Origin of the sequence: Pantoea sp. AS142 (genome assembly GCF_037152305.1) — a bacterium.
Lineage (GTDB): Bacteria > Pseudomonadota > Gammaproteobacteria > Enterobacterales > Enterobacteriaceae > Pantoea.
The window spans coordinates 885,705-910,299 of sequence record NZ_JBBCMO010000001.1 but is presented as its reverse complement, the minus strand read 5'-3'; the positions used below and the strand labels follow the sequence as shown (position 1 = coordinate 910,299).

The following is a 24,595-nucleotide window of genomic DNA, read 5'->3' as shown; positions in this document are numbered from 1 at the left end:
AGCCCTACTGTAGAGTGCAGTTACTGTGCCAGCCAGAGAATTAATGCATAAAATAGTCTTCACAACGGATTATCAATAGGTTACAGGCTGACTATATTCACTTAATTTGCATATATAGTGAATAGTTGTCTGATTGCAGCGCCAATCCCGGGTTTTAAATAGCAGAATTATGCATTCGCGGGATGAAATATCGCTTTTGTGATCGCTGATAAACTATCTCTCCATAAAAGCCCATCTGCCGCCCTGTTTTAGCGCAGATTGCACCGCGCTGGTGCGGCGATTGCTACAAGAGTCGTCCGTAATACGAAAGGCTGGCTGGCGGCTCTTCACTCAGTTTTTTGATTTATCACTGCAGGAAAATTTATCCGTTCGCCTTTTTTCGGTTAATTAGTAAACAAGTGATGACTCATTAATCAGGCTTTATACGGATTATTTCGGATGTGATTATCGGTGCAGAAATAATATTTTCATATAGATAAACAGATATTACTGCGCACGCTAATGATTAGAATAAAAGGCTTAAAGTTTTATTTTTATCATACGATTAATCATAATTAAACCACGGGCTAAATTGATTCATAAATGTACAGAAAGACCAGAGAAGCACCAGAACAGCAAGGTTTAATTAATTGATTTATAAATAATTAAAATCATAACCCTCTGACTGATATAGTAGAAGAAAATGTTATCACGCTGGCGTTTAGTCTTCGCGTTGTCGATGTTATCCGTTTACTGAATATACAAATTACATTTTGTTACTTATATTCCACTTTGTAAATTTACCTTTTTGTGTCATTTTCATTTCACCCCAAACAGGGGGAATAATAATTAATGAATACAGGGTAATAATTAAATGATGAAGCGCACTTTACTGGCGGCTGTTATGCCGTTACTGATCGGTCTCTCCTCCGTACAGGCCGCAGAAGTTTATAATAAGGATGGCAATAAGCTGGATCTGGTCGGTAAGATCAACGTGTCACATCTCTTTTCAGACGACGAGAACAACAACGGTGACACCTCCTCTTATGCCCGCTTTGGTTTCAAAGGTGAGACAAAGATTACTGACCAGCTCACCGGCTACGGTTTCTGGCAGTATCAGTACAGTCTGCATAACTCCGAGGGCAGTGATGCCCAGGCCAGCAACCGTACCCGTCTGGGTTATGCAGGCCTGAAATTTGGCGAGGCAGGTTCGCTGGATTATGGACGTAACTACGGCCTGGTCTATGACGCACTGAGTTACACCGATATGCTGCCGTTCTTCGGCGGCGATTCTGGTTACACCGATGCCTTTCTCTCTGGCCGCTCGACCGGCGTACTGACCTGGCGTAACAGCAATTTCTTTGGTCTGGTAGACGGACTAAATCTTGCCGCGCAGTATCAGGGCAAAAACGATCGCAGTAGTAATATTGACGGCGTGCGTCGTTCTAACGGCGACGGCTTCGCCCTCTCGGCGTCTTATGACTTCGATTTTGGCCTGAGCTTCGCCGGTGCGTTTGCCAGCCTGGATCGCACTGCGGCGCAAAACGCGGCCGCACGGGGTGATGGTGAAAAGGCCCAACACTGGGCAACCTCGGTCAAATATGATGCGAACCAGATCTATCTGGCCGCGATGTACGGTGAAACCCTTAATGCCACGCCGATTAGCGGCGGCTTCGCAAACAAAGCGCAAAACTTTGAAGCCGTTGCGCAGTATCAGTTCCTGAACGGCTTCCGTCCGTCCGTGGGTTACGTGTCATCGAAAGGCAAGGAAATTGAGAATATCGGCGATGCCGACATTATTAAATATACTGCCGTGGGTGCCACCTACTACTTCAACAAAAACATGTCAGTCTATGGTGAATACCGCATCAACCTGCTGAAAGACAACAATCCGCTCGGTCTGGCGACTGACGACATCACAGCTTTGGGTCTGATTTACCAGTTCTGATGTGATAACGAGCCCGGCTCTGCTTACCGGGCGCTTTATTGCGCCTTTCCAGACTACCGACGGTGTTACGTTGCTTTCACTCAGGCGACCTGACCAAGCCAACGGCCACCGCCTCTTCCTGAATTAATTCCTCCACGTTAGCGGACGCCAGCAGCGTGGTTGCCTGCCCGGCAGGCACCGGGCGACTGAAGAGATATCCCTGACCATAATTACAGCCGCGCTTTCTGAGCCACCTCAGCGTGGCAACATCCTCAATGCCCTCTGCCGTAATCACCACATTGAGTGCCTGACAGAGCGCCAGCAGCGTTTCCACCACTTTTCGCTGCTCAGATCCAGTCACGATACCGGCGATAAACGACTGGTCAATTTTAATTTTGGTAATACCCAGGCCAAGTAAAACCGACAGATTGGAATAGCCGGTACCGAAATCATCCAGCACTACGCCGATGCCGCCCTCTTTCAGCAGACGGATTGCCTCGCGGGCATCGTCAGATATAGCCATCACATTCTGTTCGGTGATTTCAAGTTCCAGCATGACCGGTCCGGCTTGCTGCATGATGCGGGACAAGCAGGCAGTCAGCGACGGTCTTAGCAGCTGCTCCGGGGTAATGTTCAGCGACAGGCAAAGCCCGGCAGGCCACGCCCGTGTCGCACTGACAGCATCCTGAAGCAGCGCTATGGTCATGCTGTCCATCAACCCCAGCCGCTCCACCACGGGCAGAAACTCTGCAGGTGAAACCGTCTGACCCGATGCAGTGATCCAGCGCGCCAGTATCTCAAAGCCGGTAATGTTACCGGTGCGCAGTGAAACCAGCGGCTGCAGAAAAGGTACGATAGCGTGACCACTAACGGCGGCAACCACCTCCTGCTCCAGCCTTTCCCGCTGGCGAAAGCGCAGCTCCATGTCCGGCGAGAACCGCGCCAGATGCGCGCACTTATCCTGTTTTGCCTCGTACAACGCCAGATCCGCCGCCCGCACTACATCGACCTGACCACGGCAGGTTGAGCTGGCAATGCCAGCTGAAAGACTCAGGAAGGTGTGCGGACCGGTCCGGATGGATGTGGCATGCTGGCAGAAACTTTCTGCGGCGACCAGCGCCTGCTCAGCCTGTAAACCTTCGGCAACTATGGCAAACTCATCCCCTCCGATGCGAAACACCTGGCTCCCGGTGCCTGCTAAGCTGGCCAGCAGACTGGCCAGCGCGACCAGCGTGGCGTCGCCCTGACAATGGCCGTTCAGATCATTGATACTTTTAAAGTCATTGATGTCGAGCAGCGTCAAGGTGTACGGCGTCCCGCAGGCATCAAGCGCAGCTATCTGTGTGCTGAATGATCGGCGGTTCATGACCCCGGTCAGCGCATCGGTTCCGGCCAGCCTGAGCGCATTTTTTTCCGCGATCAGGGTTTTACGGATCAGACCCGCGATAAGAAGTGCCGGAATAACCATCGCCAGTCCGGCAAACGAGGAGGAAGTCAGAATAAACCGCAGTCGCTCACTGGTTTCAAAATCGGTGTCATAGCCCAGGCCCAGCAGGCTGGAGATCTTTGCCTCAAGCCCGAATTCCCACAGCGTGGAAAGTAAAATGATGGTCGCAATATTCAGCATTGCGAGCCAGAAAAGTTTCAGGCGCATGCGTTAGTTCCCGGTGATGGAATGTTTCAGAGTTTTGTTTTAATTTTCAATAAAAACCGGGGCGAACTTCTCATACAATGCCTGCTAAGCTGCCGACAATTATCACCCCTCCGCTATTTTTACTTATAGCATTGGCTCGTACTCACCCGCCTTACGGCAGCAAGGCAGACGCTCTGCGGAGCCCGACGCCTGTCGTTTATGTCAACAATATCGATGAGTGTTCTATCGGCAGCGGCAGCCAAATTAACAGGCCTGTCCAGTTATATTTGTGTAATCGGGTGGTTTGGACTGGTTAAACTGCGGTGATACTGTAACAACGTATTGCGGGAACAGGCGCGCCATCGTCAGACTATAAAATTATATTTATCAATAAATTGACCAGTATTCCTGTATTAAATTTTCTACGATTTGGCGAAATAGACTGAGGGGATAACGGCATTTTTATCGCACAATATTAAATAGCGATCAATTTAGTTAAAGGTAACCCTCCAGAAGTACTCTTCCCTGCCGATACCGTTTTAACCAATGAATTCTCCCGGAATATAAATGAAAATTTCAACGCGCCTTGGCGCAGGTTTTAGCCTGCTAATTCTGCTATTTGTTATCTGCACCGGCACGGCGATTCACGCCCTGGATAGCGCACGGGATGGCATGGATGAGGTGGTCAATGTCCGGCTGAAAAAGTACCAGACGGTGCTGGATATGCGTGAAGGTGTGCGTGATATGGCAATTGCCGCGCGTAACCTTGCCCTGCTGACCGATCCTGCCACGATGCAGCCAGAATGGGAGCGCATGCAAAAACAGCGGGCACTTTACATTAAAAACCGTGAAGCGCTGTCGGGCATGATGCAGGCGGACGCCGGAAAGGATGGACGGGAAGCAATGAAAAGAATCGAGTCCGCCGAAGAGGCTGCCCTCTCTACGCTAATGACCGCCGGGAAGCTGGGACTGGAAAATCGTCAGCAGGAGACCACTGACTATCTGCTAAAGGTGGCGCGTCCGGCTCAGCAAAACCTGCTGAGGGCGATAAACGATCTGACCGATCTTGAAATGCGTAACAGCCGGGATGCGGTGGTGAAAAATGGCAACACCATCGCCCGCACCACCTGGATACTGATTATTCTGGCAGTGAGCTCCGTACTGGCCGCGATCGTCACCTGCGCATTGAATGTGCGGATGCTGATGCGTCTGCTAGGCGGCGAACCCGGTCAGGCTCAGGCGCTGGCGGCTGCAATTGCCGCCGGTGATCTCACCTCGCCAGTCACGCTGCGTCGTGGCGACAGTTCCAGCCTGCTTGCCTCGTTAAGCGGCATGCAGAGCAATCTGCGCGAGCTGGTAACGCAAATCAAGAACGCCTCTGCCTCGGTGGCGCTGGCAGCCGATGAGATTTCGCAGGGCAATACCGAGCTTTCCTCCCGTACCGAGCAGCAGGCTGCCGCGCTGCAGGAAACCGCCGCCAGCATGGAACAGCTCACTGCCACGGTGAAAAGCAACACGGCGGGTGCGCAGCAGACTGCTGGTTCAGCGCGCGAGGCCGCTACGCTGGCCCATGCGGGCGAAGCGGATGTTCAGCGACTATCAGAAACCATGCATGACATTTCGCTGAGTGCCGTTCGGGTACGTGATATCACATCGGTGATTGAAGGCATCGCTTTCCAGACCAATATCCTGGCGCTCAACGCCGCCGTGGAAGCTGCGCGCGCTGGTGAAGAAGGTCGCGGATTTGCCGTGGTCGCGGGTGAAGTCCGAACGCTGGCACAACGAAGCGCCACCGCCGCCCGCGACATCAAGCTGCTGATTGAGCAGGCAGTGACGCAGGTTGAGGAGGGTGTGACCGTGGCGGCCGGAACGAGTGAGCGCATCCTGAAAATTGTCAGCCGCGTCGGTGAACTGGCGGATGCCATGGACAATCTTTCCCTCTCCTCAAGTGAACAAATGCAGGGCATCTCCCAGGTCAGCATTGCGGTGAGTCAGATGGATGGCGTCACGCAGAATAACGCCGCGCTGGTGGAAGAATCCTCTTCGGCATCTCAGTCACTGCTGGGCCAGGCTCGTGACCTGCGCAGCAGGGTAGAGACCTTCATCGTATGAGCAATTCCGGCGGTCATGTTTCCGTCGGGACGGCTAACATTTTAGGCCGTATCAGCGGGCTGAAAGACGATATGGATATTCTGCTGCAGCAACTGAGCGAAGGGGAATATCTGAGCGTAGATATTTTCGCCAATAACTGGATACATCTGACCCAGCTTTACCGCCAGATTCAGTCGCATATGGATGACCGCACTCTCATGGACCAATTGGTGCGCAGTGACCTGCTACTGGCGGCTGACCTGATGGCGGTGGGGAGAATGATCACAGTCATGGATAACTTCATGCGCTGCGCGGTGATTACCCGATAACCAAAGCAGTGTCACAACCGGCATCCCGTTAAACGGCGTATCAGGCTGGGACATCGCGGCAAGTGTGCATCAGACCTTAGCTGTGTTGCACCCGGCGCTCGTTGTACGCCGGGGTTGCGGCCAGTTGTATTGACTTCAATTTAATTTGACTCAATACTGTGACGCCTTTCAATCGGGTGCTCAGCTCAAGGCTTTTTCGCCCGCCGCAATAGCGCCTGAAGGCCTGTTGTCTTACGCCTGTAACGAGATGCTGCCGTAACCACCCTCTCCGAGACAATGTTAGCCAGACTTCGCGGCGGGCAAACCGGCTGACGTCTGGCTGCGCCGCCCCGAACTCAGAATGAGTAAAGATATGAATGATGAAACTGCGAGGATCGCTGATGCGGAGCCCGCCAGTGCAGCGCCTGAAACCATCGATCAGTTTCTGTGCTTTGCGCTCTATTCTGCGTCGCTTGCCATGACAAAGCTCTATCAGTCGCGGCTGAAACCGCTGGGACTGACCTATCCCCAGTATCTGGTACTGCTGGTGCTGTGGGAAAAAGATCGCCTCACCGTCTCTGACATCGGTGCGCGCGTCAGGCTGGATTCCGGCACGCTCAGTCAGCTTCTGAAGCGTCTGGAAAGCGCGGGCATTATCAGCCGCCAGCGTGACACCGGACATGATGAGCGCCGGGTACTGATCTCTCTGACAGAACAGGGCCGCCAGCTTCAAGTCGCGGCGGCCGGTGTTCCTGCGGAAATGGTCTCGGTGATGGATACCCCCTGTCGTGAACTGGGTGAGTTGACGACTCAGGTAGCCACGCTGCGGGAAAAGCTGCTTAAGGCTTTACCATGATGCCCGCTTGTCATGAAAGTGCAGATAGGCTGAAAAAGCTCAATCACCTGAACAGTGCCCATTCAGGTGCTGTTAAGCAAAACTGTTGCACTGGAGTGGTCTTTGAACAGTGATAAACCGGCTGATATGGATGAAATCTATGCCGCTGTGGGGCGTGCTGTGTCAAGCCTGTTGAAATCAGGCAAGACGGCAGGAATACCGGAAATAGTGGCCTTCCTGAAACATGAGGAAGCGCGCTCGGTCAATGGCCAGAGAGAAGTCTACTCCAGAGCGGTGCGTATCGTGATGGCCATGCTTCGCTGAAGGGCTATAGCCGTGCTGTACGACGGCTTTCTGGTCGCCTGAACAACTTGTGAGTTTCGTCTACACAATGCCCAGAAAGTCCGGGTGCAACCGGGCGCCCCCGGTTAACAGGACAGCACCCTGCTGTTAATCCTCTTTCTTCAGGCCCCCTATCCACTGCGCTTTTATCCAGTCGGCTTAAGCGCCGTTATTCGCCGTGTGCTGCCCGGGCAACCTCTTTGACGGCGCTCTCCACGCGCTCTGAATCTTTCTGGATGCTGGCAATCACGTCTCCCGCTTCACGCATTAGCATAACGCCCTGACCGGTACTCGCCAGTGAGGTTTCAATTCCCCGGAGCACTTCTCTGGCCAGCTGATGATTACCCGCCACCACCCGTTCAATCTCTTCGGTCGCGCTACTGACGCTGGCAGCCAGGTTACGAACTTCTGCCGCTACCACGGCAAAACTGCGACCCGAAGTGCCTGCCCGCGCCGCTTCAATGGCGGCATTCAGTGCAATAAGACGGGTCTGCATAGCAAAACGTCTGATGGTTTCAACCATGCCATCAATGCTGTCAGACTGGCTGTTCAGGCGCGAGACATCCGCCGAAACAACACTCATTTCTGCGGCAATCTGGCTGATCATTTGTATGCTGTTTTCGATAACATCCGCCCCCGCCTGTGCGCTTCCTCGCGTCTGCACAGCCATCTTCCAGGCCTTTAACGCCGCGTCATATTCCTGCTGATTACGCAGCACCTGATCGGTAACATCGGTGGCGAATTTAACAATTTTGTAAAGCTGTCCGTCACTGTTGAACACCGGATTGTAGGTCGCCCTGAGCCAGAGCGGTTCGCCACGCCGGTTAAGGCGGGGAAACTGACCCGAGAAGAATTCGCCCTGATTCAGCCGCGCCCAGAACTGGCGGTATTCGTCGCTCTGAGAGAGGCTCTCCGAACAGAATAATCGGTGGTGCTGTCCCAGCACCTCATGAGCCTGATAACCGGTGGCCTTGAGAAAGTTGTTGTTTGCCTCCAGCACCTGCCCGTCAGGACTGAATGCGATCACCGCCATAGAGCGGCTGATCGCATTAATGATCGACTCCTGCTCCAGGGATGACTGCATTCTTTCAGAAACATCTGCGGCAATTTTGATAATTTTGAATACCCTGCCGCGTCGGTCAGTCACCGGAATATAACTCGCTTCAAGCCAGACCGGACGCAGGCCGCTCGCCAGCCGCAGATATTTGTCACTGAAGCTTTCGCCAGCCGCCAGCCGCTGCCAGAAACGGTGATATTCTGGTGAGTTAACCAGTGTAGCCGGACAGAACATGCTGTGATGCTGACCCACGATTTCGTCCGCCCGGTATCCCATGGTCGCCAGAAACAGCGGACTGGCTTTCTGAATAATTCCAGTGGGCGTGAACTCAATAACGGCCATAGCGCGTCCCAGCGACCGGAATGACGCGGCAGACTGCAGGCCACGCTGACGAAAAAAAGAAGGGAGAAAGTGTTTCAGTACATTCAGACGCATTAGCAGGACCAGAAGAAGTTGGAATTGCTGTAGTTATCGGCATACCGGTGGCGCGCGTTATACATCGCTGTGATAGTTGCGGCTTATGATTGCAACATGACGTAACGGCTGGCATGGTGCAGGATTGCCCTGTCTGCAATCGGGGCAAACACGTCCGGCAAGGGGCGCAGTACGGCGCCAGCGTGCGTCGCCATGCCCGCTACAGTGCTGTGCCACCGGGTGCCATCAGATCATATCGATCGTTCTGAGGAGAGTCATCCATGCCCATGGGTGGTTCAATTTTCAGGGTGATCCAGTTAGAGGTCACTCGCTGCTGCTTGCTGTCCTCCAGTGTTACCGACAAACGATATTCGTTGCTGGCGTCTGGCGACGAATCCCACTGCGGTAAAATCACACTCCAGCCCTGCGGATCGGCATTATCAGACGGTGGCGTCAGGCTCAGCGCCTGCGTATCGCCCTGCCAGCTCACCGCCTTGATAGCATTGCTGGCGCGCACCTGCAGCTTCAGCGGCAGACTCTCACCACTGCTTAACTGCCAGGGCGGGGTCGCCAGAAACACTGACAGCGTTTTACGCTGACGGAATGAGAGCACCGGTGTATCGCTGCGGGTTACGGTATCGTAACGGCTGCCGCGCAGAGAGTGCGCTTCTGCCACGTTACCGGCATCGAGCTGACGTTGCAGCGCCACGCCGAAGCGGTAGTTGAGTTTCAGCCCCAGCTGATCCTGGCTCTCACCAGCGCTGCTGGTTTTGTGAGTGGCAGATAACGTCACCAGCGGCACAGGGGTGTAGGAGAGGCCAAACGACATGGCGGAGGGATTGTGATAGCGGTTGCCACTGTTAAACAGATCGACATTCTCACCCAGATATTGCTGATAGCTTACTGAAACGCCCAACTGACGATAAAATGGCAGATAGCTCTGGCTGGTAATGTCATAGCCGCGCGCCATACGCTGCTGCTCCGTATCGCTTAGATTTTTCCAGCCGGAAAGCGGCTGATAGTAGTTGGCAGAGAGCCGCATCGAATCGCTCCAGGCTTCTGTACCCACCGAGGCGCGCTGCAGACCGCTGCTGAATACGCGATCGACAAAGCCGTTGTAACCCAGCAGCCAGTCACCGACGTCCCAGCGTTGTCCCAGTCCCGCATTGCCGACCAGACCATCACCGGTATCATGCAGGCCAAGCTGACTGAAGGTGAGCAGGCTATTTTCATCGGCGAGTGCGCTGAAAAGATCGCCACCGGTGCCCGTGAAGTTGCCGTTCATGTCGACTTTCAGGTCAAGTTGCGCGGTGCCGTAAGGCGATAGCAGTGACTGCCCTTTACTTTCTACCCGATTGGCCACTTCATCGCGCAGATGATTGAACGCCCAGACACCTGCCTGCTGGCCAAATGTCGCATTGCTGTCGCTGTTACTGGCCTCACCAATACTTTTGGCGACGGTCGCCAGCTTTTTGCTCCACTCTTCATCCTGATCGCTGGCACCGCCAAGCGTGGGCAGAGCCTGGCTGTAGCGCGCAGGATCGTCGAAGGGCGTCTCTGACACCGTCGTTTCGGACTGAAATGCGTGGGCGCCCTGCGTGGCAGTCAGCGACAGCGCAATCAAAGAGAGAATCCCTGTTATCCGTATCATGTCACCCGGCACGTTGATTAGTTTGTCGCTGCAATAAAGATTAAAATCATCAGCAACTACCTTAACATATTGTGACGGCGATGCAGGACAGCAGAAGCAAATTGTGCATATAACAGAAAAGTCTGGCCTCAAATGGCCTGTTATACCGCAGGCCCGGCGATCCCTGGCACGCTAAAGGAGAAGATTAAACCCCCATCCACATTGGTGATCTGCCCGGTGAGATAGCGCATCGTTTGAGGCCAGAAACGCCACCAGTCCGGCGACATCTTCGGGCTGACCGTTTCGCTTCAGCGTGATACTTTCACCCACTCTGTCATCATTTCTCCTTTGCCGTAGGGTTTCTCCTCGCTGCGGAGGGTCTCACCCCCACCTTCTTCCAAAGCCGGGCCAATGGCAGGCTCTTCCCCGGTCAACTCTTGTTCAGTACGAGGTCAGTGCATCACAGATTACTCATCTCCCCTCATTAAAACCTTTTTTAAGCAAAAGGCGTGCCGCTTTCCGAAAAACAGGGGGGTAAAACAGGCGCGTAAATTCTGATTTTGATAAGATTATTTGAGTTGGGAAATAAAATTTACCAGCAACGAGTTATTAGAAAAACTTAATAGTTTCCAATCGAATCCATTGCATGTCAGAATGCGCGGCAATGTTCTCAACCAGTTTGTCTCTGCGATAATTCAGTTCGCTTTAACTATCACATTGTGTGGCGCTTTTCTGACACCGCCGCCCACCCCCGAAGCGCCTGCTATCATGCATCGGCAGTGGGTGCAATGGTTTGAATTCTCAAAAGTCTTAGGTAGACTAAACACGTACTATCCTGATGTAATCTGACCTTTTTTTGAAAAACAGAAAATTGGCACGGTGCGGCGCGATAAACGGCGTTTTCAGGCATTGGGCCTGGCAATATGCAGATACTTTGATGAGATCACGAGGAACATGGTGAAAAAGAGTCTTGCGTTAACACTGCTGGCGGTACTCACCCTGGCAGGCTGTAAGGCCCCGCCGCCGCCCGTCACTGACGATACGCTGGTCACTAGCGAAATAAACGGCGTCAAACTGGTCCATCGACACGCTGTCGCGGCACCGACTGAATTTGAACCGGTCAATCAGACCTGGCGTGCGCTCTACGGTGCCTCAGTGATGACCTCGCCTGATTATGGTGGCAAAGTGGTTCGCTATCTCGACACGGGCAAGCCGTTTGAAGTATTAGGTAATGTGGAACACAGCTGGCTGGCGATTGCTGACCAGGCTGACGGCCCGCTAATCGGTTATGTACCGTTAAAAGCGGGCGTAGAGAGCAGTCGTTACGATGCCACGGTGCAGAGCGATCGTCCCCGTCCGCGTAAAACGAAACAGGTCTGTGTGGCCGTCGGCGGTGCCAGCAAAGCCTGTCGGACTAACGATACCGCGACCTGGATCTTAGACTGAATATGAAATCCGGCGCATATTGCCCGCAGTACCGTCCTGGGCTGCGGGTAAAGGGATTTGCCATTGGCTGGAAGATCACGAATTAATGACTGTGGAATCCCCTGCGCGTGAGGCAACCCCCTCAGGCAATGAGAATCTATTACTTCAGGCTGCGGCGCCATTGCTGAACGCGGTCGTGCAAATTCGTCAGGCAGCGACCCATGACGATCCTGCCGGTCTGCGCCAGTCTCTGATTGATGAAATCCGCCAGTTTGAACAGCGCTGTAAACAGGCAGGATTGCCGTTTGAAATGATTATCGGCGCACGTTACTGCATCTGCAGCACGCTGGATGAAGCGGCGGCGCAAACCCCCTGGGGCACGCGCGGCGTCTGGTCTGGAAACGGCATGCTGGTCACCTTCCACAATGAAAGCTGGGGCGGCGAAAAATTCTTTCAGCTGCTGTCCCGCATTTCACAAAGCCCTCAACAACATTTCTGGCTGCTGGAAGTGGTGCAATACTGCCTGCTGCTGGGCTATGAAGGCCGCTACCGCGGTAGCGAAAATGGCCGCGCACAGCGGGACGGTATCCGCGAACGCCTGAAAAGCCTCATTGATGAGACGCGTGCCCAGTACCAGACACCGAAAATGCCACTGGTCGAGGTGCATGCGCTGGTGAGCACCCTTGCCCGCCCAATGGTGCCGCTCTGGGCCTGTGCCATGCTGGTCGCGCTGGTCGGGTGCCTGATCTACAGTGGCCTGAACTGGCGGCTTGGTATTGCCGCCGAACCGCTGCTGCGCACCATCTATCAGACGCCGCTGCCGCAGATTACCGCTGGACGCCGCCCCTCTTCCCCGCAGGCGCTGCTCGACCTGCGTCAGCGCCTCAATGATGTTATAGCTGCCGGGCAGCTCGAAGTCAGTGATGGTGCCTTTGGCAGCAAAGTGATCATCCCCGCAGACAAACTGTTTGCCGAGCAGGGCACGGTGATCAATCCGGTGGGCCGCGCGCTGCTTGCCCGCGTCTCAACTGCGATGAAAGATGTCAAAGGGACCATTCTGGTTTCCGTGTTTACCGACGACCATCCGGTGGATAACAGCCGTTTTGCCTCCAGCTACGAATTCTCATTTGCCCGCGCCCGTGCGATTACCCAGCTGTTGCAGTTGCAGCTCGAGGGCGGTCATACGGTACGCTCTGAAGGCCGCGGTGACAGCGATCCGCTGCTGCCTAACGACAGCAGCGAAAACCGGACCCGCAACCGCCGCGTTGAAATCACCCTGTTTGCCGCGCCTGAAACGCTCAGTAATCATCAAGGAGCACAATAATGCGCGCTTCTCTTCGCCTGCTGCTAACGCATCGCCTGCTGTGGAGCTTTATTGGCGTCACGGCGCTGAGCTGTCTGATCTGGATGCTGGGGCCGTTCTGGTCATGGGGTGAAGCGCGTCCCCTGGAACCTGTGCTGCCTCGCCAGCTCACCGTAACCGCCCTCTACTTTCTCTGGATCCTGTTCCAGCTGATTCCGTCGCTTTATCGCGCCTGGTTTAACAGCCGCTTACTGACCCAGCTCCAGCTGGCGGGCAACGACGATCCGGCGGAACGTCAGATGACTGAAGAGCGGCTCAATCAGCGCTTCAGTGAAGCCGCGATGCAGCTCAAACGCACCCAGTTTGGCCGTCGTCACAGCGGGAGCCTGCTCTCACGCTTTAACGCCAATTACCTCTATCAGCTCCCCTGGTATCTGCTGATGGGGGCACCGGGTGCCGGTAAAACCACCGCGCTGTTTAATGCGGGCCTCGATTTCCCGCTGACCGATACACTGGGCAAAAGTGCTGTCCGCGGCGTCGGGGGTACCCGCAACTGTGACTGGTGGTTTACTGATAGTGCTGTACTGATTGATACTGCTGGCCGTTACGCCCTGCAGGAGAGCCAGCGCGTGCGCGATGCCGCGGAGTGGCATAGTTTTATCAACCTGCTGAAACGCTATCGCACCCGTCAGCCGATTAACGGTGTGATCATGACCATCAGCGTCGCCGATCTGCTGAGTGATTCTGCCGAAGCGCGTTTCGCCCAGGCCAGCGCGCTACGCGAGCGCATGGCGGAGCTGCATCAGCAGACCGGTATTCATTTTCCGGTCTATGTGATGGTGACAAAAACCGATCTGCTCAAGGGCTTTATGAGCTACTTCGGCTCCATGGATAAAGCACGGCGTGACGCCATCTGGGGCTTCACGTTCAACCGTGAGCTGAGCAAGTCGCACAAAGATGACTGGCATCACCATTTTGGTCAGCAGTTTCAGCGGCTGGAACAACAATTGCAGCAGCAGCTGGCGGAGCAGATGAGCCAGGAGCGCGACCTTAACGAGCGCGCTGAGTGCTTCCTGTTCCCGCAGGAGTTCGCCTCGCTGCGTCCGCTACTGAATGAATATCTTGATATCGTTTTCTCTGACCATCAGGATGCGGTTGCCTGGAGCCCGCGGGGCCTGTTCTTCACCAGCGGCACCCAGGAAGGCCTGCCCTTTGATCGGGTCATGGGTGAACTGAGCCGCAAACTGCAGTTGCGCCAGGCGGGGGAGCACTCAATTGCGGCCTGGGACAGCGTTAACCGTAATCGTCCGATTCCGGGCAACAAAGGTCAGAGCTTCTTTATTCGTGACCTGCTCAGCGATCTGATTTTTAAAGAAAGTGGCCTGGCCGGCAGTAACCGTCGCTGGGAGCACCGCAATCAACTGTTCCATTGGATTGGCTACGGCGTACTGGCGGGCGCACTGCTGATCGCCTCCAGCCTATGGGGTATCAGTTACTACCAGAATCAACATTATCTGCAACAGATTGCCGCGCGTGTACCGGCCATCCGTGAGCAAAGTCAGCAGGTGATACATCAACCTGCTGATAATATTTTTGATCTGCTACCCTTTCTGAACAACCTCGTGAAATTGCCGTTGTCGGAACGTTTTTCTCTCGATAATCCGCCGCTTACTATGCGGGCTGGTTTATATCGTGGGAGTCAGGTCAGCGATGCCGCCTGGGTGCTTTATCAAAATGCGCTTAAGTCTTTGTTGCTGCCGCGTGTGGCGCAGCAGATCACCAACATTCTGCGCAACGATCCGGGGAATGATAACGCCTATAGCCGCAATGCGCTGCGCGCCTATCAGATGCTCTATCAACCGCGTAATTATGATGGCGAATTTTTACGGGCCTGGCTGCTGCAAAATTTACAGCGTTCATTGCCCGATACGATAAACGCCCGCGATCTGCAGCAGCTCGACTGGCACCTGAGCCAGCTACTGGATCAGCAAATTCAGTCGTCGCCTTATGCACGTGATAATGCCCTGATGATGCGCAAGCTGGCGGAAAATCTGAACCTTGCGGGCCAGGCGGACGGCGTGCTGGCGGGTACGCCTCTGCATCCGGTCCCGCGATCACACTCGCATAGCGAGTAATGGTGAGGTGAACATGGCTGCTTACACGGCCCCCGGCTGGTATGGCAAGCTGCCGTCAACCGGTGACTTTCTGCACCGTCGGCTGAGCGAGCAACAGATTAGCCCGTGGAATCACTGGTTCCAGCAAGGATTAATGCACTGGCATCAGCAGGCCTGGTCGTACAGCGCGAACTTTCTTCATGCGCCGGTGTGGAATTTTGTTCTGCCGGTTACCGCGACACGACCACAGATACAGATGGGCTGTTTACTGCCCTCCTGTGACCGCGTCGGACGCGCCTGGCCGCTGCTGGCACTGCACAGCTTTCCGCTGTCTCAGTGGCATCCGGCTCAGCTGACCATCTCCGGTGACTGGTTTCAGGATCTGGGCGCAACACTGTTACGGGCGGTTCAGACGCCGCTGAACGGCGAGCAGCTAGAGCAGCAGATACGTTCAGTGCCGCCGCTGCTGGTGCCCGCCCGCAAGCCCTCTGAAATCATGGATGTGATCGGTTTTCAGGATCTGCCCTGCACGCTGAGCTGGCGTGAAGTGGCTGAACGTTTCGATCCTCAGCAGCATATGAGCTACTGGTGGAGCAACCGCAGTGATGGCTTTGCCCATGCGACCCACAAGCACAGCGGCAACCTCACGGCGCAACTGTTTTCGTTACTGTTTAACCCGGCGGCAGGTTCTCAGCCGGGACGTAATGGCCTCTATCCTCCGATGTTCGAGTGAGGCCTGATGCGTTTGCCGTTTAATCTGGGATAACTCATGCAATTTACCATTGTGCAAAGCACTACGGATGTTCCGGTCAGAAGCGTCGCGTTTCAACCGCCTGGCGGCACCATTGGCCGCAGTCAGGATAACGATCTGGTGCTGCCAGACGAGACGCGGGCCATTTCGCGTCTGCAGGCGCTGGTTCACCTGTCGCATGACGGGGAGTGCCGCCTGACCAACCAGGGTAGCGTGACGCCAGTGGAGCATAACGGCATTAGCCTGGGTCGCGGCATGCAGGTTCTGCTGAAGCATGGCGATGCGTTGCGAATCGGTGACTATGCGCTGGAAGTGCGAGACCCCGCCTGCCACGACACGCAGAGCGATCCGCTAGCGCTGTTTGCTGGCGACAGCACTCAGCCCGCGAATCCGCTAGGCATTCACGAACATCATGAAGTTGAGGACCGCTTGCTGGTCAATGAGGTGCCTGCTTCACGCCTTGAGCGCCACAATGATGCGCGGCTGGCGATCGATCCGCAGGCCAGTGAGCCGCGTCGGGCGCTGGTGGTACAGCCGGTGGAGCAGGATCGGCTGATCGCCGCACTGCTGGACGGTATGGGACTGAGCAACGGTCACACCACGCCGGTTGACGAAGAGCAGATGCGTATTACTGGCCGGATGCTGAGCCTCTTTTCCCAGGGCACCGTAGCGCTGCTCTCATCGCGATCGATTCTCAAGCGCGGTGTAAAAGCAGACATGACGATGATCCTGAATGAGGCTAACAACCCGTTCAAGATCCTCCCCTCTGGCAAAACCGTGCTGATGCAGATGTATCAGAGCCAGATGCCCGGATTTATGCCGCCGGAACAGGCGGTGCGCGATGCGCTGGTCGATCTTCAGGCCCACCAGCTGGGCATGATTGCCGGTATCCGCGCCATTATTGCCGCGATGCTGCAATCCTTTAATCCTCAACGGCTGGAGGAGCAGGCACGCGCTGATGGCGTCGTCTCTAAACTGCCTTTTTCCACCGCGAAAAAGGCGGCAATGTGGGACTACTTTATCCGTAATTACCAGCGTACTGCTGGCGAAATCGAAGATGATTTCCATACCCTGTTTGGCGAGGCCTTTCTTCATGCCTATGACATGGAGGTGAATCAGTATAAGGACTCTCAGACGCGGGTAGATGAAGCATGAAAATCGTTTTTGCCAGCCGCTGCCAGCAGGGGCTACGCGATGAGAATCAGGATCGCACCGGCGCAGAGCTGGATGAACGCAAAGCCTGTTTTGTCGTCTGTGATGGCGTGGCCGGTCTGCCCGGCGGCGAGATGGCGGCGCAGCTGGTGCGCGACACCCTGCTGAGCCAGTTACAGGCGAACGCCGACTTTACACCGGAGATAACCCGCCAGGCGATTGAACAGTGCCGCTTAGCGCTGCATGAGGCACAGGGTAAAAATCCGAAATTTTCACGCATGAGTACCACCCTAGCGGCCCTGTTTATTGACCGGGAAAAACAGCGCGCATGGTGGGCGCATGCTGGTGACAGCCGGGTTTATCACTTCCGGCGCGGAGTGCTTCACGAGGTGACGCGTGATCACAGTCTTGCCCAGCAACTGAAAGAAGCGGGCTATGAAAATACCGGTATTAACAGTAATTTACTCTATAATGCGCTCGGTGCAGAACCGTCTCGCTTAGTGAGTTTCTCGCAAGAGATGGCACTGGAGGATGGCGACGCCTTTCTGGTCTGCACCGATGGTTTCTGGCTGAATCTGACCAGTGATGAAATGGAACAGGCGCTGCGTATGGTGAATGCCTGCGAAGAGTGGCTGGCACTGATGGAACAGGCGGTGAGCCGCAATGTTAAGAAAGATAATCTCAGCGCATTGGCGGTCTGGATTGGTGAGCCGGAGGAGGCAACATTGCTCTATTCACTGGCTGATTCGGCGCGCTTCCTGCCGCCTCGTTTTTGATTCCAAGGATCCTTATGAAACTGTGGTTGCCCGGCATCATCACTCTGCTGATTGCCTTTCACGCCCAGGCAGAAAATTATCGTGTGGTCTATTCCCCCAGCCTGGCGCTGGAGGTCTATATCGATAACGTGGTGAGTAAAGCGCCTGACGACTGGTGTAAAGAGACGCTGCCGCTGCGCATTGTCTCCGGCAAAAGTAAGGATTCGGCAGTACTGACTACCTTTTTACCGCGCGTTGGCACCCTGCTTGCGAATCAGTGCGGCTTGCTGGACGAGCTGCCCTGGCAGATGACCAACAAAGAAGGTGGCGTACTGGCTAGCGGCAGCGCCAGTAAGTTACAGAACTGGCGCCCTATCGTGATGGCGGATGCCACAGCCAGTGCCAGTGATAGCAATGCCGCACCGCTCGATCTGTCACGGCCCGCCAACAGCACGCCGCTGCAACATTTTGATCTCCCCAGCGGCTGCCATTTTCGTACCGCCTGGGATGAAACTGCCCAGACTCTGTTTATCCCGGACGTCAATAAGCAACAGTGTTCGCCCGATGGCTGGGCAGAAGGAAAAAGTGAACTGACGCTGGTAACCCCGGATCACGCCACGCCGGTTGCTGTCACCTTTTATCAGGGCTATCCCATCGCCAACCTGACGATCCCGGACAGCAAGCTGGAGGTTATCGCTGCGAATAATCAGCGCATGATTGTGACTCGCCCGGATGCTACCAATAGCTGGCTGGTGCTGCCCTTTGATGCCCGACAACATGTCTGGCGCTTCAATGGTGCCCTGTTAATAAAGATGGATAAGAATGCTGCGCAGCAGGATGCTGACGCTGTGAAATCGCAAGTCGATACTTTGCGCCACCAGTGGGCGCCTTATTTCATGCCACAGCAAAAAGTGAATGTGTTACTCATCGACACCCTGCACGCGGATCTGGTTGATCCTGCCATTGGTGCCTGGCGTAACATCAATTAATTACCGCGCAGCCTGGCGAGCAGGCCGTGTTCAGAGAGTTCACTATGTCGGCAAATGATAATCCGAAAACTGTTCCAAATGCCCTGCCTGACGGATACCGTTTCAATGAGTTTGAGATCAAGGAAGTGATCGGAGGCGGCGGCTTCGGCATCGTCTATCGCGCGTGGGATCACCAGCTTGAACGCACTATAGCCATCAAAGAGTACATGCCGGTGTCGCTGGCAGTGCGTGCCGCCGATTTAACGTTAGAGCTGCGCGGTGAGCGTTTCCAGAAGCTGTTTAATGCAGGTCTGAACAGCTTTATTCAGGAAGCGCGTCTGCTGGCCCGCTTTAATCATCCCGGACTGCTGCACGTGCTGCGCTTCTGGGAGCAGAACGGCACGGCCTATATGGGCACGCTCTTCTACAGCGGCATGACGCTGAAAGAGTGGCAGGTCACCAGCCCTGAGTCGATCTCTGAAGCCTGGATCCGCCGCCTGCTGCCCCCGCTGCTGGGGGCCATCAGCACCATCCATCAGGCCGGCTATTTGCATCGCGATATCTCGCTCGACAACATTCAGCTTCAGGAGAACCAGCTGCCGGTATTGCTGGACTTCGGCTCGGCGCGTAAAGAGATTGGCAACCTCTCTGACGAAACGGAAATCATGCTTAAACCTGGCTTTGCGCCCATTGAGCAGTACAGCGAAGAGGGTGAAGTTGAACAGGGACCGTGGACCGATATCTACGCTCTGGGCGCGGTGCTGCATAGCCTGATTACCGGTAATCCGCCGCCGGTGAGCGTGGTGCGCTGCATTGAAGATAATTATCAGCCGCTGGTGGAACGTCAACCAGAAGGCTACTCATTGCCGCTGTTACATGCCATTGACTGCGCGCTGGCAATGAAACCCGGCGATCGCCCACAAACAATCGATGCGTTTGCCGCGCTGATTGATCTGCCGGTCAGTGATGTGGAAGCAGTGGTTAATAGCTTCCCGGTGCCTGGCGAGCCACCGGCTCTGCCGATCGAGGAACCGGCTGAGGCTGCTCCGCCGATCGTAATCGCGATGAATCATGCCGCCGCCTCTGCTGAACCTGTCACACCGCGCCCGATGCGCAAACTGTCGCCGGCAATGCTGGGCCTGGCTGCCGTGGCCATTCTGGCAGTGGTCGTCGCCATCTGGCTGGCTAATCGTCACAGCGCGACGCCGGATCTGGTCAACAACCACGCAGCAGCGACCCAGGTACCCGCATCGACCCCGCCCAGGGCCGCCGTGCCCGCCGCGCTGGCGACGGTCTATCTTAAGCTGGAAAGCGGGGAAAGCGTGGTGCTTAACGGACAACCCGTCGAAGTTAAACCTGGCAGCAGCGGATTTGCCGCGCTGAATCTGGCGGCGGGACAGTACAAAATTGACGTTAAGAATGGCAGTGAGATGCACACACAATCTCTGACCATCGATAAGCCCGGCACCTGGCTGATTAATCCCGGTAACTAGCCGCCAGATCGAAAAAGGGCGCGACGGCGTCGCGCCCTTTTTCTGTTCTTCTGACCCTGTTCAGGCCTGTTTCAGGCCTGTTTCAGGCAGGATTGCTGCAGCATTCGCACCTGATGCGCGAGCCGGCTCAGACTCTCCTCCTCCATGCCACGTCGGGTGAGTTCCTCTTCCAGCGCAAAAAGATATTGCGCATTCGAACCTAGCGGGCCGCTTGCCGCCGCGATTAAGGGCGCAATCGCCTCCGGGCAGGAGTCCGATTCATAGAGCGGATGACGTGGGTCCATAATAAAAGTCAGCGCAGTGACGCTGCGGCCATCCTCAAGCTGTAATTCACACCAGGTAGGAAGATAGCAGCCGGTGATCATCTCACGCTTCCACAGCAGCGCCAGCTCTTCATGCAGCCGATCTTCCGGCAGACGAAACGCCAGACCACTGGTTCTGCCGCCCTGCTTCAGCGCCAGCATGCGGCCGGGATGCGTGGCTGTGCCACGTCCGGCAATCAGCCGCAGGCAGAAAGCGCGATGCCAGCCCTCAAGCGAACCGGATGCCACTTCATCTGCCTCAAAAATCGGGTTCCACATCAGCGAGCCGTAACCAAAGATCCAAACCGGGTTGTGATCGGGACGGCAGGCCAGCGTGGCTGCCAGCGAGGCCGCACGCTGCTCACCACTCCAGAGCAGCGTCTCTTCGATATCCCCGAACGACGTTTTACAATCCGCTTTTAATAGAAATTCCCGGGTAAGCAATGCGTCCTCCTCAACGTCAACAGCGTCCTGCAGAATGGCTCCTGTAACATGATCTCCAAAATGGTGCTGCGTTTCGTTCATCAAATTGACATTAATCTATTTCCGCGCGGGGTTTCAAGTGTGATTCCGATCGCAGGTTAAAAAAAACCAGATAAACCTGATAACGCCAGCAAAAGAAAGGGCCAGGTAATCCTGGCCCTTTGGTGTAAACAGCCTACCGTCTGCGTTAACGTTTAGGATGCCACTTAAGGTCATCACCTTTCTCATACTCTTTCTTCACGGCTGCCCAGGCAACTTTATGCGACACCTCTTCCCGCGAATCATCGCCGCGTCGATCCTCAGCCTCTTTATATTGTTGCCACGCGCTGTTAAATGCCTGCTGATAAATATCCTGTGCATGCGCGGGAAGCACGTGTTTTACGCTGTCAGGTAAGTCGCTTCGGGTAGAGTAAGGCATAACTGCTCCTCAGTTTAGGGATTCATACTAAGCCTGGTGCAACAGAACAAAAATACAAACAGCAACTTATCAGAGTTTAAAATCAGAATGCTTGAGCGAGGCACACAACTAACAATGTTGAACAAGCATTCTGACGGAAATCGGTCAGATAGATAGATAAGTCGAAAGTGTTGTAGACTGATTAATATTGCATTATTTGAGATAACATCAGGTTAATACTGCTTCGACCTTATATTACTTTTAAGTAAAAAGTAGTAAATTTCTCCCGATCTGACCGGTGAAAAGATAAACTGCGCCCTGCTTTAAAACTGATTATATTTCTAACAGCAGCACTCGCTGTGCCCGGATAATCATTAACCAGAGAGGATGGTGAATGCCTTCACATGAAAAAACACGTCACAAGGAATTCTCGCTGATATTTCCCATTATCACGCTGGGTATACTCTATTTTTTTGGTGCTCAAACCTCATTTCCGGTCGTGGTCGGTATCAACTTACTGGCGCTGATTGCCATTCTGAGTAGCGCTTTTAGTGTCGTGCGTCACGCAGACGTCCTGGCCCACCGACTCGGTGAGCCCTATGGCTCCCTGATCCTGAGTCTATCCGTGGTGATTCTGGAAGTGAGCCTGATCTCGGCACTGATGGCGACCGGTGATGCCGCACCCGGGCTGATGCGCGATACGCTTTATTCGATTGTCATGATTGTGACTGGCGGGCTGGTCGGCTTTGCGCTGCTGCTGGGTGGAAATAAATTTGCGACGCAGTACGTTAATCTGGCGGGCGTAAAACAATATCTGATTGCTATCTTCCCACTGGCGATTCTGGTGCTGGTGTTTCCCAACGCTCTTCCTGGCGGTAACTTCTCGGTGACCCAGTCACTGCTGATCGCGGCGATTTCAGCGGCAATGTATGGCGTTTTCCTGCTGATTCAGACCAAAACGCACCAGAGCCTGTTTATTTATGAGCATGAGGATGAAAGCGACGATGGTGACCCGCATCATGGTAAACCCTCCGCGCACAGCAGCATCTGGCATACCACCTGGCTGATTGTGCATCTGATTGCGGTCATTGCCGTGACCAAGATGAATGCCAATACGCTGGAAAGCCTGCTCACGGATTTACATGCACCGGCACAGTTTACCGGCTTCCTGGTAGCCCTGCTCATCCTCTCACCGGAAGGTTTGGGGGCGATTAGGGCAGTGCTGATGAATCAGGTGCAGCGCGCCATGAACCTGTTCTTTGGTTCAGTGCTGGCGACCATCTCATTAACGGTGCCGGCGGTGACCATTATCGCCACCCTGACCGGACAGGAGCTGATATTCGGGCTGGAGCCACCGCAAATGGTGATTATGATGGCGTCACTGATTCTCTGTCAGATCTCTTTCTCGACCGGGCGCACCAATGTGCTGAACGGTGCAGCCCATCTGGCGTTGTTTATCGGTTACCTGATGACCATCATGCTGTAACAGCACCGGATTTCAGACGAAAAAAAAGAGCGATTAATCGCTCTTTTTTTGCAGCAAACTTATTTGCTGGTATCGAGTTCCGGGAAGCTTTTCACCAGATCGTCAATTGCTTTCATCTGCATCAGGAACGGCTCCAGCTTATCCAGCGGCAACGCGGATGGGCCGTCACACAGGGCGTGTTCAGGGTCGGGGTGCGCTTCGATAAACAGACCGGCAATGCCGACCGCCATACCGGCACGCGCCAGCTCAGCCACCTGCGCACGACGACCGCCCGATGCCGCGCCAAACGGATCGCGCGTCTGCAGCGCATGGGTCACATCAAAAATTACCGGGCTGTTTTTGGTGACTTTCTTCATCACGTTAAAGCCGAGCATGTCGACAACCAGATTATCGTAGCCGAAGTTGCTGCCGCGATCGCACAGGATAACCTGCTCGTTGCCGCCTTCAGCGAACTTATCAACGATATTGCCCATTTGACCCGGGCTGACGAACTGTGGCTTTTTGACGTTGATGACCGCGCCGGTTTTCGCCATCGCTTCCACCAGGTCCGTCTGACGCGCCAGGAAAGCGGGTAGCTGGATCACATCAACGACTTCGGATACCGGCTGCGCCTGTGAGGCTTCATGGACATCGGTAATGATTTTTACGCCGAAAGTCTGCTTCAGCGCCTGGAAAATCTTCATCCCCTCTTCCAGGCCTGGGCCACGGTAAGAGTGAATAGAGGAGCGGTTCGCTTTATCAAACGACGCCTTAAACACGTAAGGAATACCGAGTTTATTTGTCACGGTGACGTAGTGCTCGCAGATGCGCATCGCCAGGTCGCGCGACTCCAGCACGTTCATCCCGCCAAACAGCACAAATGGCAGATCGTTTGCGACGTTGATATCGCCAATACTCACGACTTTCTGTGTCATGCCCTTTCCTTTTCAGTGGGTCCGCTTAGTGCAGCGTGACCTGTTTTTGTTCGATTGCGTGAATCTGAACTTTGATCATTTCGCTGACCGGGTCTTCAGGACACTGTTCAACGAAGTACGTTAAATCATTCAGGGCGATATGTTCGCACTCCAGCTGTGCATAGATCAAACCGCGATCGCGGATTTCGTAGGGATCATCAGGATCGATACGTAACAGCACCTGACTGACGTTCAACGCCAGCTCCATCTTCTTCTCTTCCATCAACGCCGCTTTGAGCGTGTCGAGCATCTTCCGCATCACGGTGACGGTTTTGGCTTCGTCGAGATCATCGTCATACAGGCGCGCTGTCGGGCTGATATTGCCTTTGAGCCACACTTCCAGCGTGTGCCGGTCAAGCGTTTCGCCATTAAACGGGTTGATCATCCACTTATCGCCATCAATCCAGTCGGCGCGCAAAATAAGCTGTGTCGGGAAAATCACCGGCATCAGTGGCAGTTCCAGCTCGGCGGCAATGTGCAGCAGAATGACACCCAGTGACACTGCCGTACCCTGACGGGTCTTCAGCACATTGTCGATCCAGAGCGCATCAGAAAGATTGTAGACACCGCTGGCACCGCCAAATCCCCACTGGCGATAGAAGAGCTCCAGCAGTTTCTCGAGCTGCATGTCAGCATCTTCTGTATGGCTGACATAGTCACGCGCTTCGGCGACTAACGCCGCAAGTTGCGCTTCCACCGACAACGCCGGGAAATCGGCGCGGATGGCAAGCGTGGCACCAATCACCGCTTCACACAGCGGGGTCTGGCTGAAATCTAATTGTTCGGTCGAGGTCATA

The 24,595-nt window shown here is 54.7% G+C and carries 21 protein-coding genes and 1 pseudogene; 14 read left to right on the top strand and 8 right to left on the bottom strand.

Translation table 11 applies throughout. The annotated features are described in order from the left end of the window. Positions 1-853 precede the first annotated feature (853 nt). The gene (locus WFO64_RS04565; protein ID WP_337009310.1) at positions 854-1,927 is read left to right on the top strand and encodes a porin; all 1,074 of its coding nucleotides are present in this window, start codon (positions 854-856) and stop codon (positions 1,925-1,927) included. 76 nt (positions 1,928-2,003) lie between these two features. On the opposite strand, the gene WFO64_RS04560 is transcribed toward WFO64_RS04565, so the two are convergent. Beyond that, complete coding sequence (locus WFO64_RS04560; protein ID WP_337009308.1) at positions 2,004-3,560, bottom strand: putative bifunctional diguanylate cyclase/phosphodiesterase; 1,557 nt, start codon at positions 3,558-3,560, stop codon at positions 2,004-2,006. Positions 3,561-4,106: 546 nt separating this feature from the next. Here WFO64_RS04560 and WFO64_RS04555 point away from each other — a divergent pair. The 4 genes from WFO64_RS04555 (at position 4,107) to WFO64_RS04540 (ending at position 7,097) form a co-directional block, all read left to right on the top strand. Beyond that, complete coding sequence (locus tag WFO64_RS04555; RefSeq protein ID WP_337009306.1) at positions 4,107-5,651, top strand: methyl-accepting chemotaxis protein; 1,545 nt, start codon at positions 4,107-4,109, stop codon at positions 5,649-5,651. Then, positions 5,648-5,959 carry a hypothetical protein gene (locus WFO64_RS04550; RefSeq protein ID WP_337009304.1) on the top strand — a complete coding sequence of 104 codons (312 nt, stop codon included), beginning with the start codon at positions 5,648-5,650 and terminating at the stop codon, positions 5,957-5,959. Before WFO64_RS04555 ends, WFO64_RS04550 begins: the two co-directional genes overlap by 4 nt. A 340-nt stretch (positions 5,960-6,299) precedes the next feature. Beyond that, positions 6,300-6,794, top strand: coding sequence for a MarR family winged helix-turn-helix transcriptional regulator (locus tag WFO64_RS04545; RefSeq protein WP_337009302.1), 495 nt, complete (start codon positions 6,300-6,302; stop codon positions 6,792-6,794). A gap of 102 nt (positions 6,795-6,896) precedes the next feature. Further along, positions 6,897-7,097 (top strand): hypothetical protein, encoded by a 201-nt coding sequence (locus WFO64_RS04540; RefSeq protein ID WP_337009300.1) that lies wholly within the window; start codon positions 6,897-6,899, stop codon positions 7,095-7,097. A gap of 187 nt (positions 7,098-7,284) precedes the next feature. Here WFO64_RS04540 and WFO64_RS04535 read toward each other — a convergent pair whose 3' ends face one another. From WFO64_RS04535 to WFO64_RS04525, 3 genes and pseudogenes are all read right to left on the bottom strand, one after another. Further along, positions 7,285-8,514 (bottom strand): methyl-accepting chemotaxis protein, encoded by a 1,230-nt coding sequence (locus WFO64_RS04535; RefSeq protein WP_442956125.1) that lies wholly within the window; start codon positions 8,512-8,514, stop codon positions 7,285-7,287. A 292-nt stretch (positions 8,515-8,806) separates the two neighbouring features. Continuing rightward, positions 8,807-10,237 (bottom strand): YchO/YchP family invasin, encoded by a 1,431-nt coding sequence (locus WFO64_RS04530; protein WP_337009296.1) that lies wholly within the window; start codon positions 10,235-10,237, stop codon positions 8,807-8,809. Positions 10,238-10,377: 140 nt separating this feature from the next. Then, positions 10,378-10,602: pseudogene (locus tag WFO64_RS04525) on the bottom strand (SDR family oxidoreductase); the annotation flags it as partial. 568 nt (positions 10,603-11,170) lie between these two features. Here WFO64_RS04525 and WFO64_RS04520 point away from each other — a divergent pair. The 8 genes from WFO64_RS04520 to WFO64_RS04485 all read left to right on the top strand — a co-directional run bounded on the left by WFO64_RS04520 (position 11,171) and on the right by WFO64_RS04485 (position 20,177). Then, entirely contained in the window at positions 11,171-11,662 is a 492-nt protein-coding gene (locus WFO64_RS04520) for an SH3 domain-containing protein (protein ID WP_337009294.1), read from the top strand. An 85-nt stretch (positions 11,663-11,747) separates the two neighbouring features. Next, complete coding sequence (icmH, locus tag WFO64_RS04515) at positions 11,748-12,965, top strand: type IVB secretion system protein IcmH/DotU (protein WP_337009292.1); 1,218 nt, start codon at positions 11,748-11,750, stop codon at positions 12,963-12,965. Continuing rightward, positions 12,965-15,079: a type VI secretion system membrane subunit TssM gene (gene tssM, locus WFO64_RS04510; protein WP_337009290.1), complete on the top strand. Its 2,115-nt coding sequence runs from the start codon at positions 12,965-12,967 to the stop codon at positions 15,077-15,079. Before icmH ends, tssM begins: the two co-directional genes overlap by 1 nt. A 13-nt stretch (positions 15,080-15,092) precedes the next feature. Next, positions 15,093-15,791, top strand: a complete 699-nt coding sequence (gene tagF / locus WFO64_RS04505; protein ID WP_337009288.1) for a type VI secretion system-associated protein TagF — start codon at positions 15,093-15,095, stop codon at positions 15,789-15,791. 36 nt (positions 15,792-15,827) lie between these two features. Continuing rightward, the gene (tagH, locus tag WFO64_RS04500) at positions 15,828-16,964 is read left to right on the top strand and encodes a type VI secretion system-associated FHA domain protein TagH (protein ID WP_337009286.1); all 1,137 of its coding nucleotides are present in this window, start codon (positions 15,828-15,830) and stop codon (positions 16,962-16,964) included. Continuing rightward, on the top strand, positions 16,961-17,737 hold the full coding sequence (locus WFO64_RS04495; protein WP_337009284.1) for a PP2C family protein-serine/threonine phosphatase: 777 nt from the start codon (positions 16,961-16,963) through the stop codon (positions 17,735-17,737). The genes tagH and WFO64_RS04495 overlap by 4 nt, the downstream gene beginning before the upstream one ends. 14 nt (positions 17,738-17,751) lie before the next feature. After that, positions 17,752-18,705 carry a hypothetical protein gene (locus tag WFO64_RS04490; RefSeq protein ID WP_337009282.1) on the top strand — a complete coding sequence of 318 codons (954 nt, stop codon included), beginning with the start codon at positions 17,752-17,754 and terminating at the stop codon, positions 18,703-18,705. 44 nt (positions 18,706-18,749) lie between these two features. Then, positions 18,750-20,177 (top strand): serine/threonine protein kinase, encoded by a 1,428-nt coding sequence (locus tag WFO64_RS04485; RefSeq protein WP_337009280.1) that lies wholly within the window; start codon positions 18,750-18,752, stop codon positions 20,175-20,177. 71 nt (positions 20,178-20,248) lie between these two features. Here WFO64_RS04485 and WFO64_RS04480 read toward each other — a convergent pair whose 3' ends face one another. Together WFO64_RS04480 and chaB are read right to left on the bottom strand one after the other, a co-directional pair. Then, positions 20,249-20,923 (bottom strand): gamma-glutamylcyclotransferase, encoded by a 675-nt coding sequence (locus WFO64_RS04480; protein WP_337009520.1) that lies wholly within the window; start codon positions 20,921-20,923, stop codon positions 20,249-20,251. Between the two features lie 226 nt (positions 20,924-21,149). Further along, positions 21,150-21,380, bottom strand: coding sequence for a putative cation transport regulator ChaB (chaB, locus tag WFO64_RS04475; RefSeq protein WP_337009278.1), 231 nt, complete (start codon positions 21,378-21,380; stop codon positions 21,150-21,152). Between the two features lie 373 nt (positions 21,381-21,753). On the opposite strand from chaB, the gene chaA reads away from it, so the two are divergent. After that, a complete protein-coding gene (chaA, locus tag WFO64_RS04470; protein WP_337009276.1) occupies positions 21,754-22,845 on the top strand; it encodes a sodium-potassium/proton antiporter ChaA in 1,092 nt (363 codons plus the stop codon). Between the two features lie 59 nt (positions 22,846-22,904). On the opposite strand, the gene kdsA is transcribed toward chaA, so the two are convergent. Both kdsA and sirB1 read right to left on the bottom strand, forming a co-directional pair. Beyond that, on the bottom strand, positions 22,905-23,759 hold the full coding sequence (kdsA, locus tag WFO64_RS04465; RefSeq protein WP_337009274.1) for a 3-deoxy-8-phosphooctulonate synthase: 855 nt from the start codon (positions 23,757-23,759) through the stop codon (positions 22,905-22,907). Positions 23,760-23,784: 25 nt separating this feature from the next. Further along, positions 23,785-24,594 carry an invasion regulator SirB1 gene (gene sirB1 / locus WFO64_RS04460; protein WP_337009272.1) on the bottom strand — a complete coding sequence of 270 codons (810 nt, stop codon included), beginning with the start codon at positions 24,592-24,594 and terminating at the stop codon, positions 23,785-23,787. Between the last annotated feature and the right edge of the window lies 1 nt (position 24,595).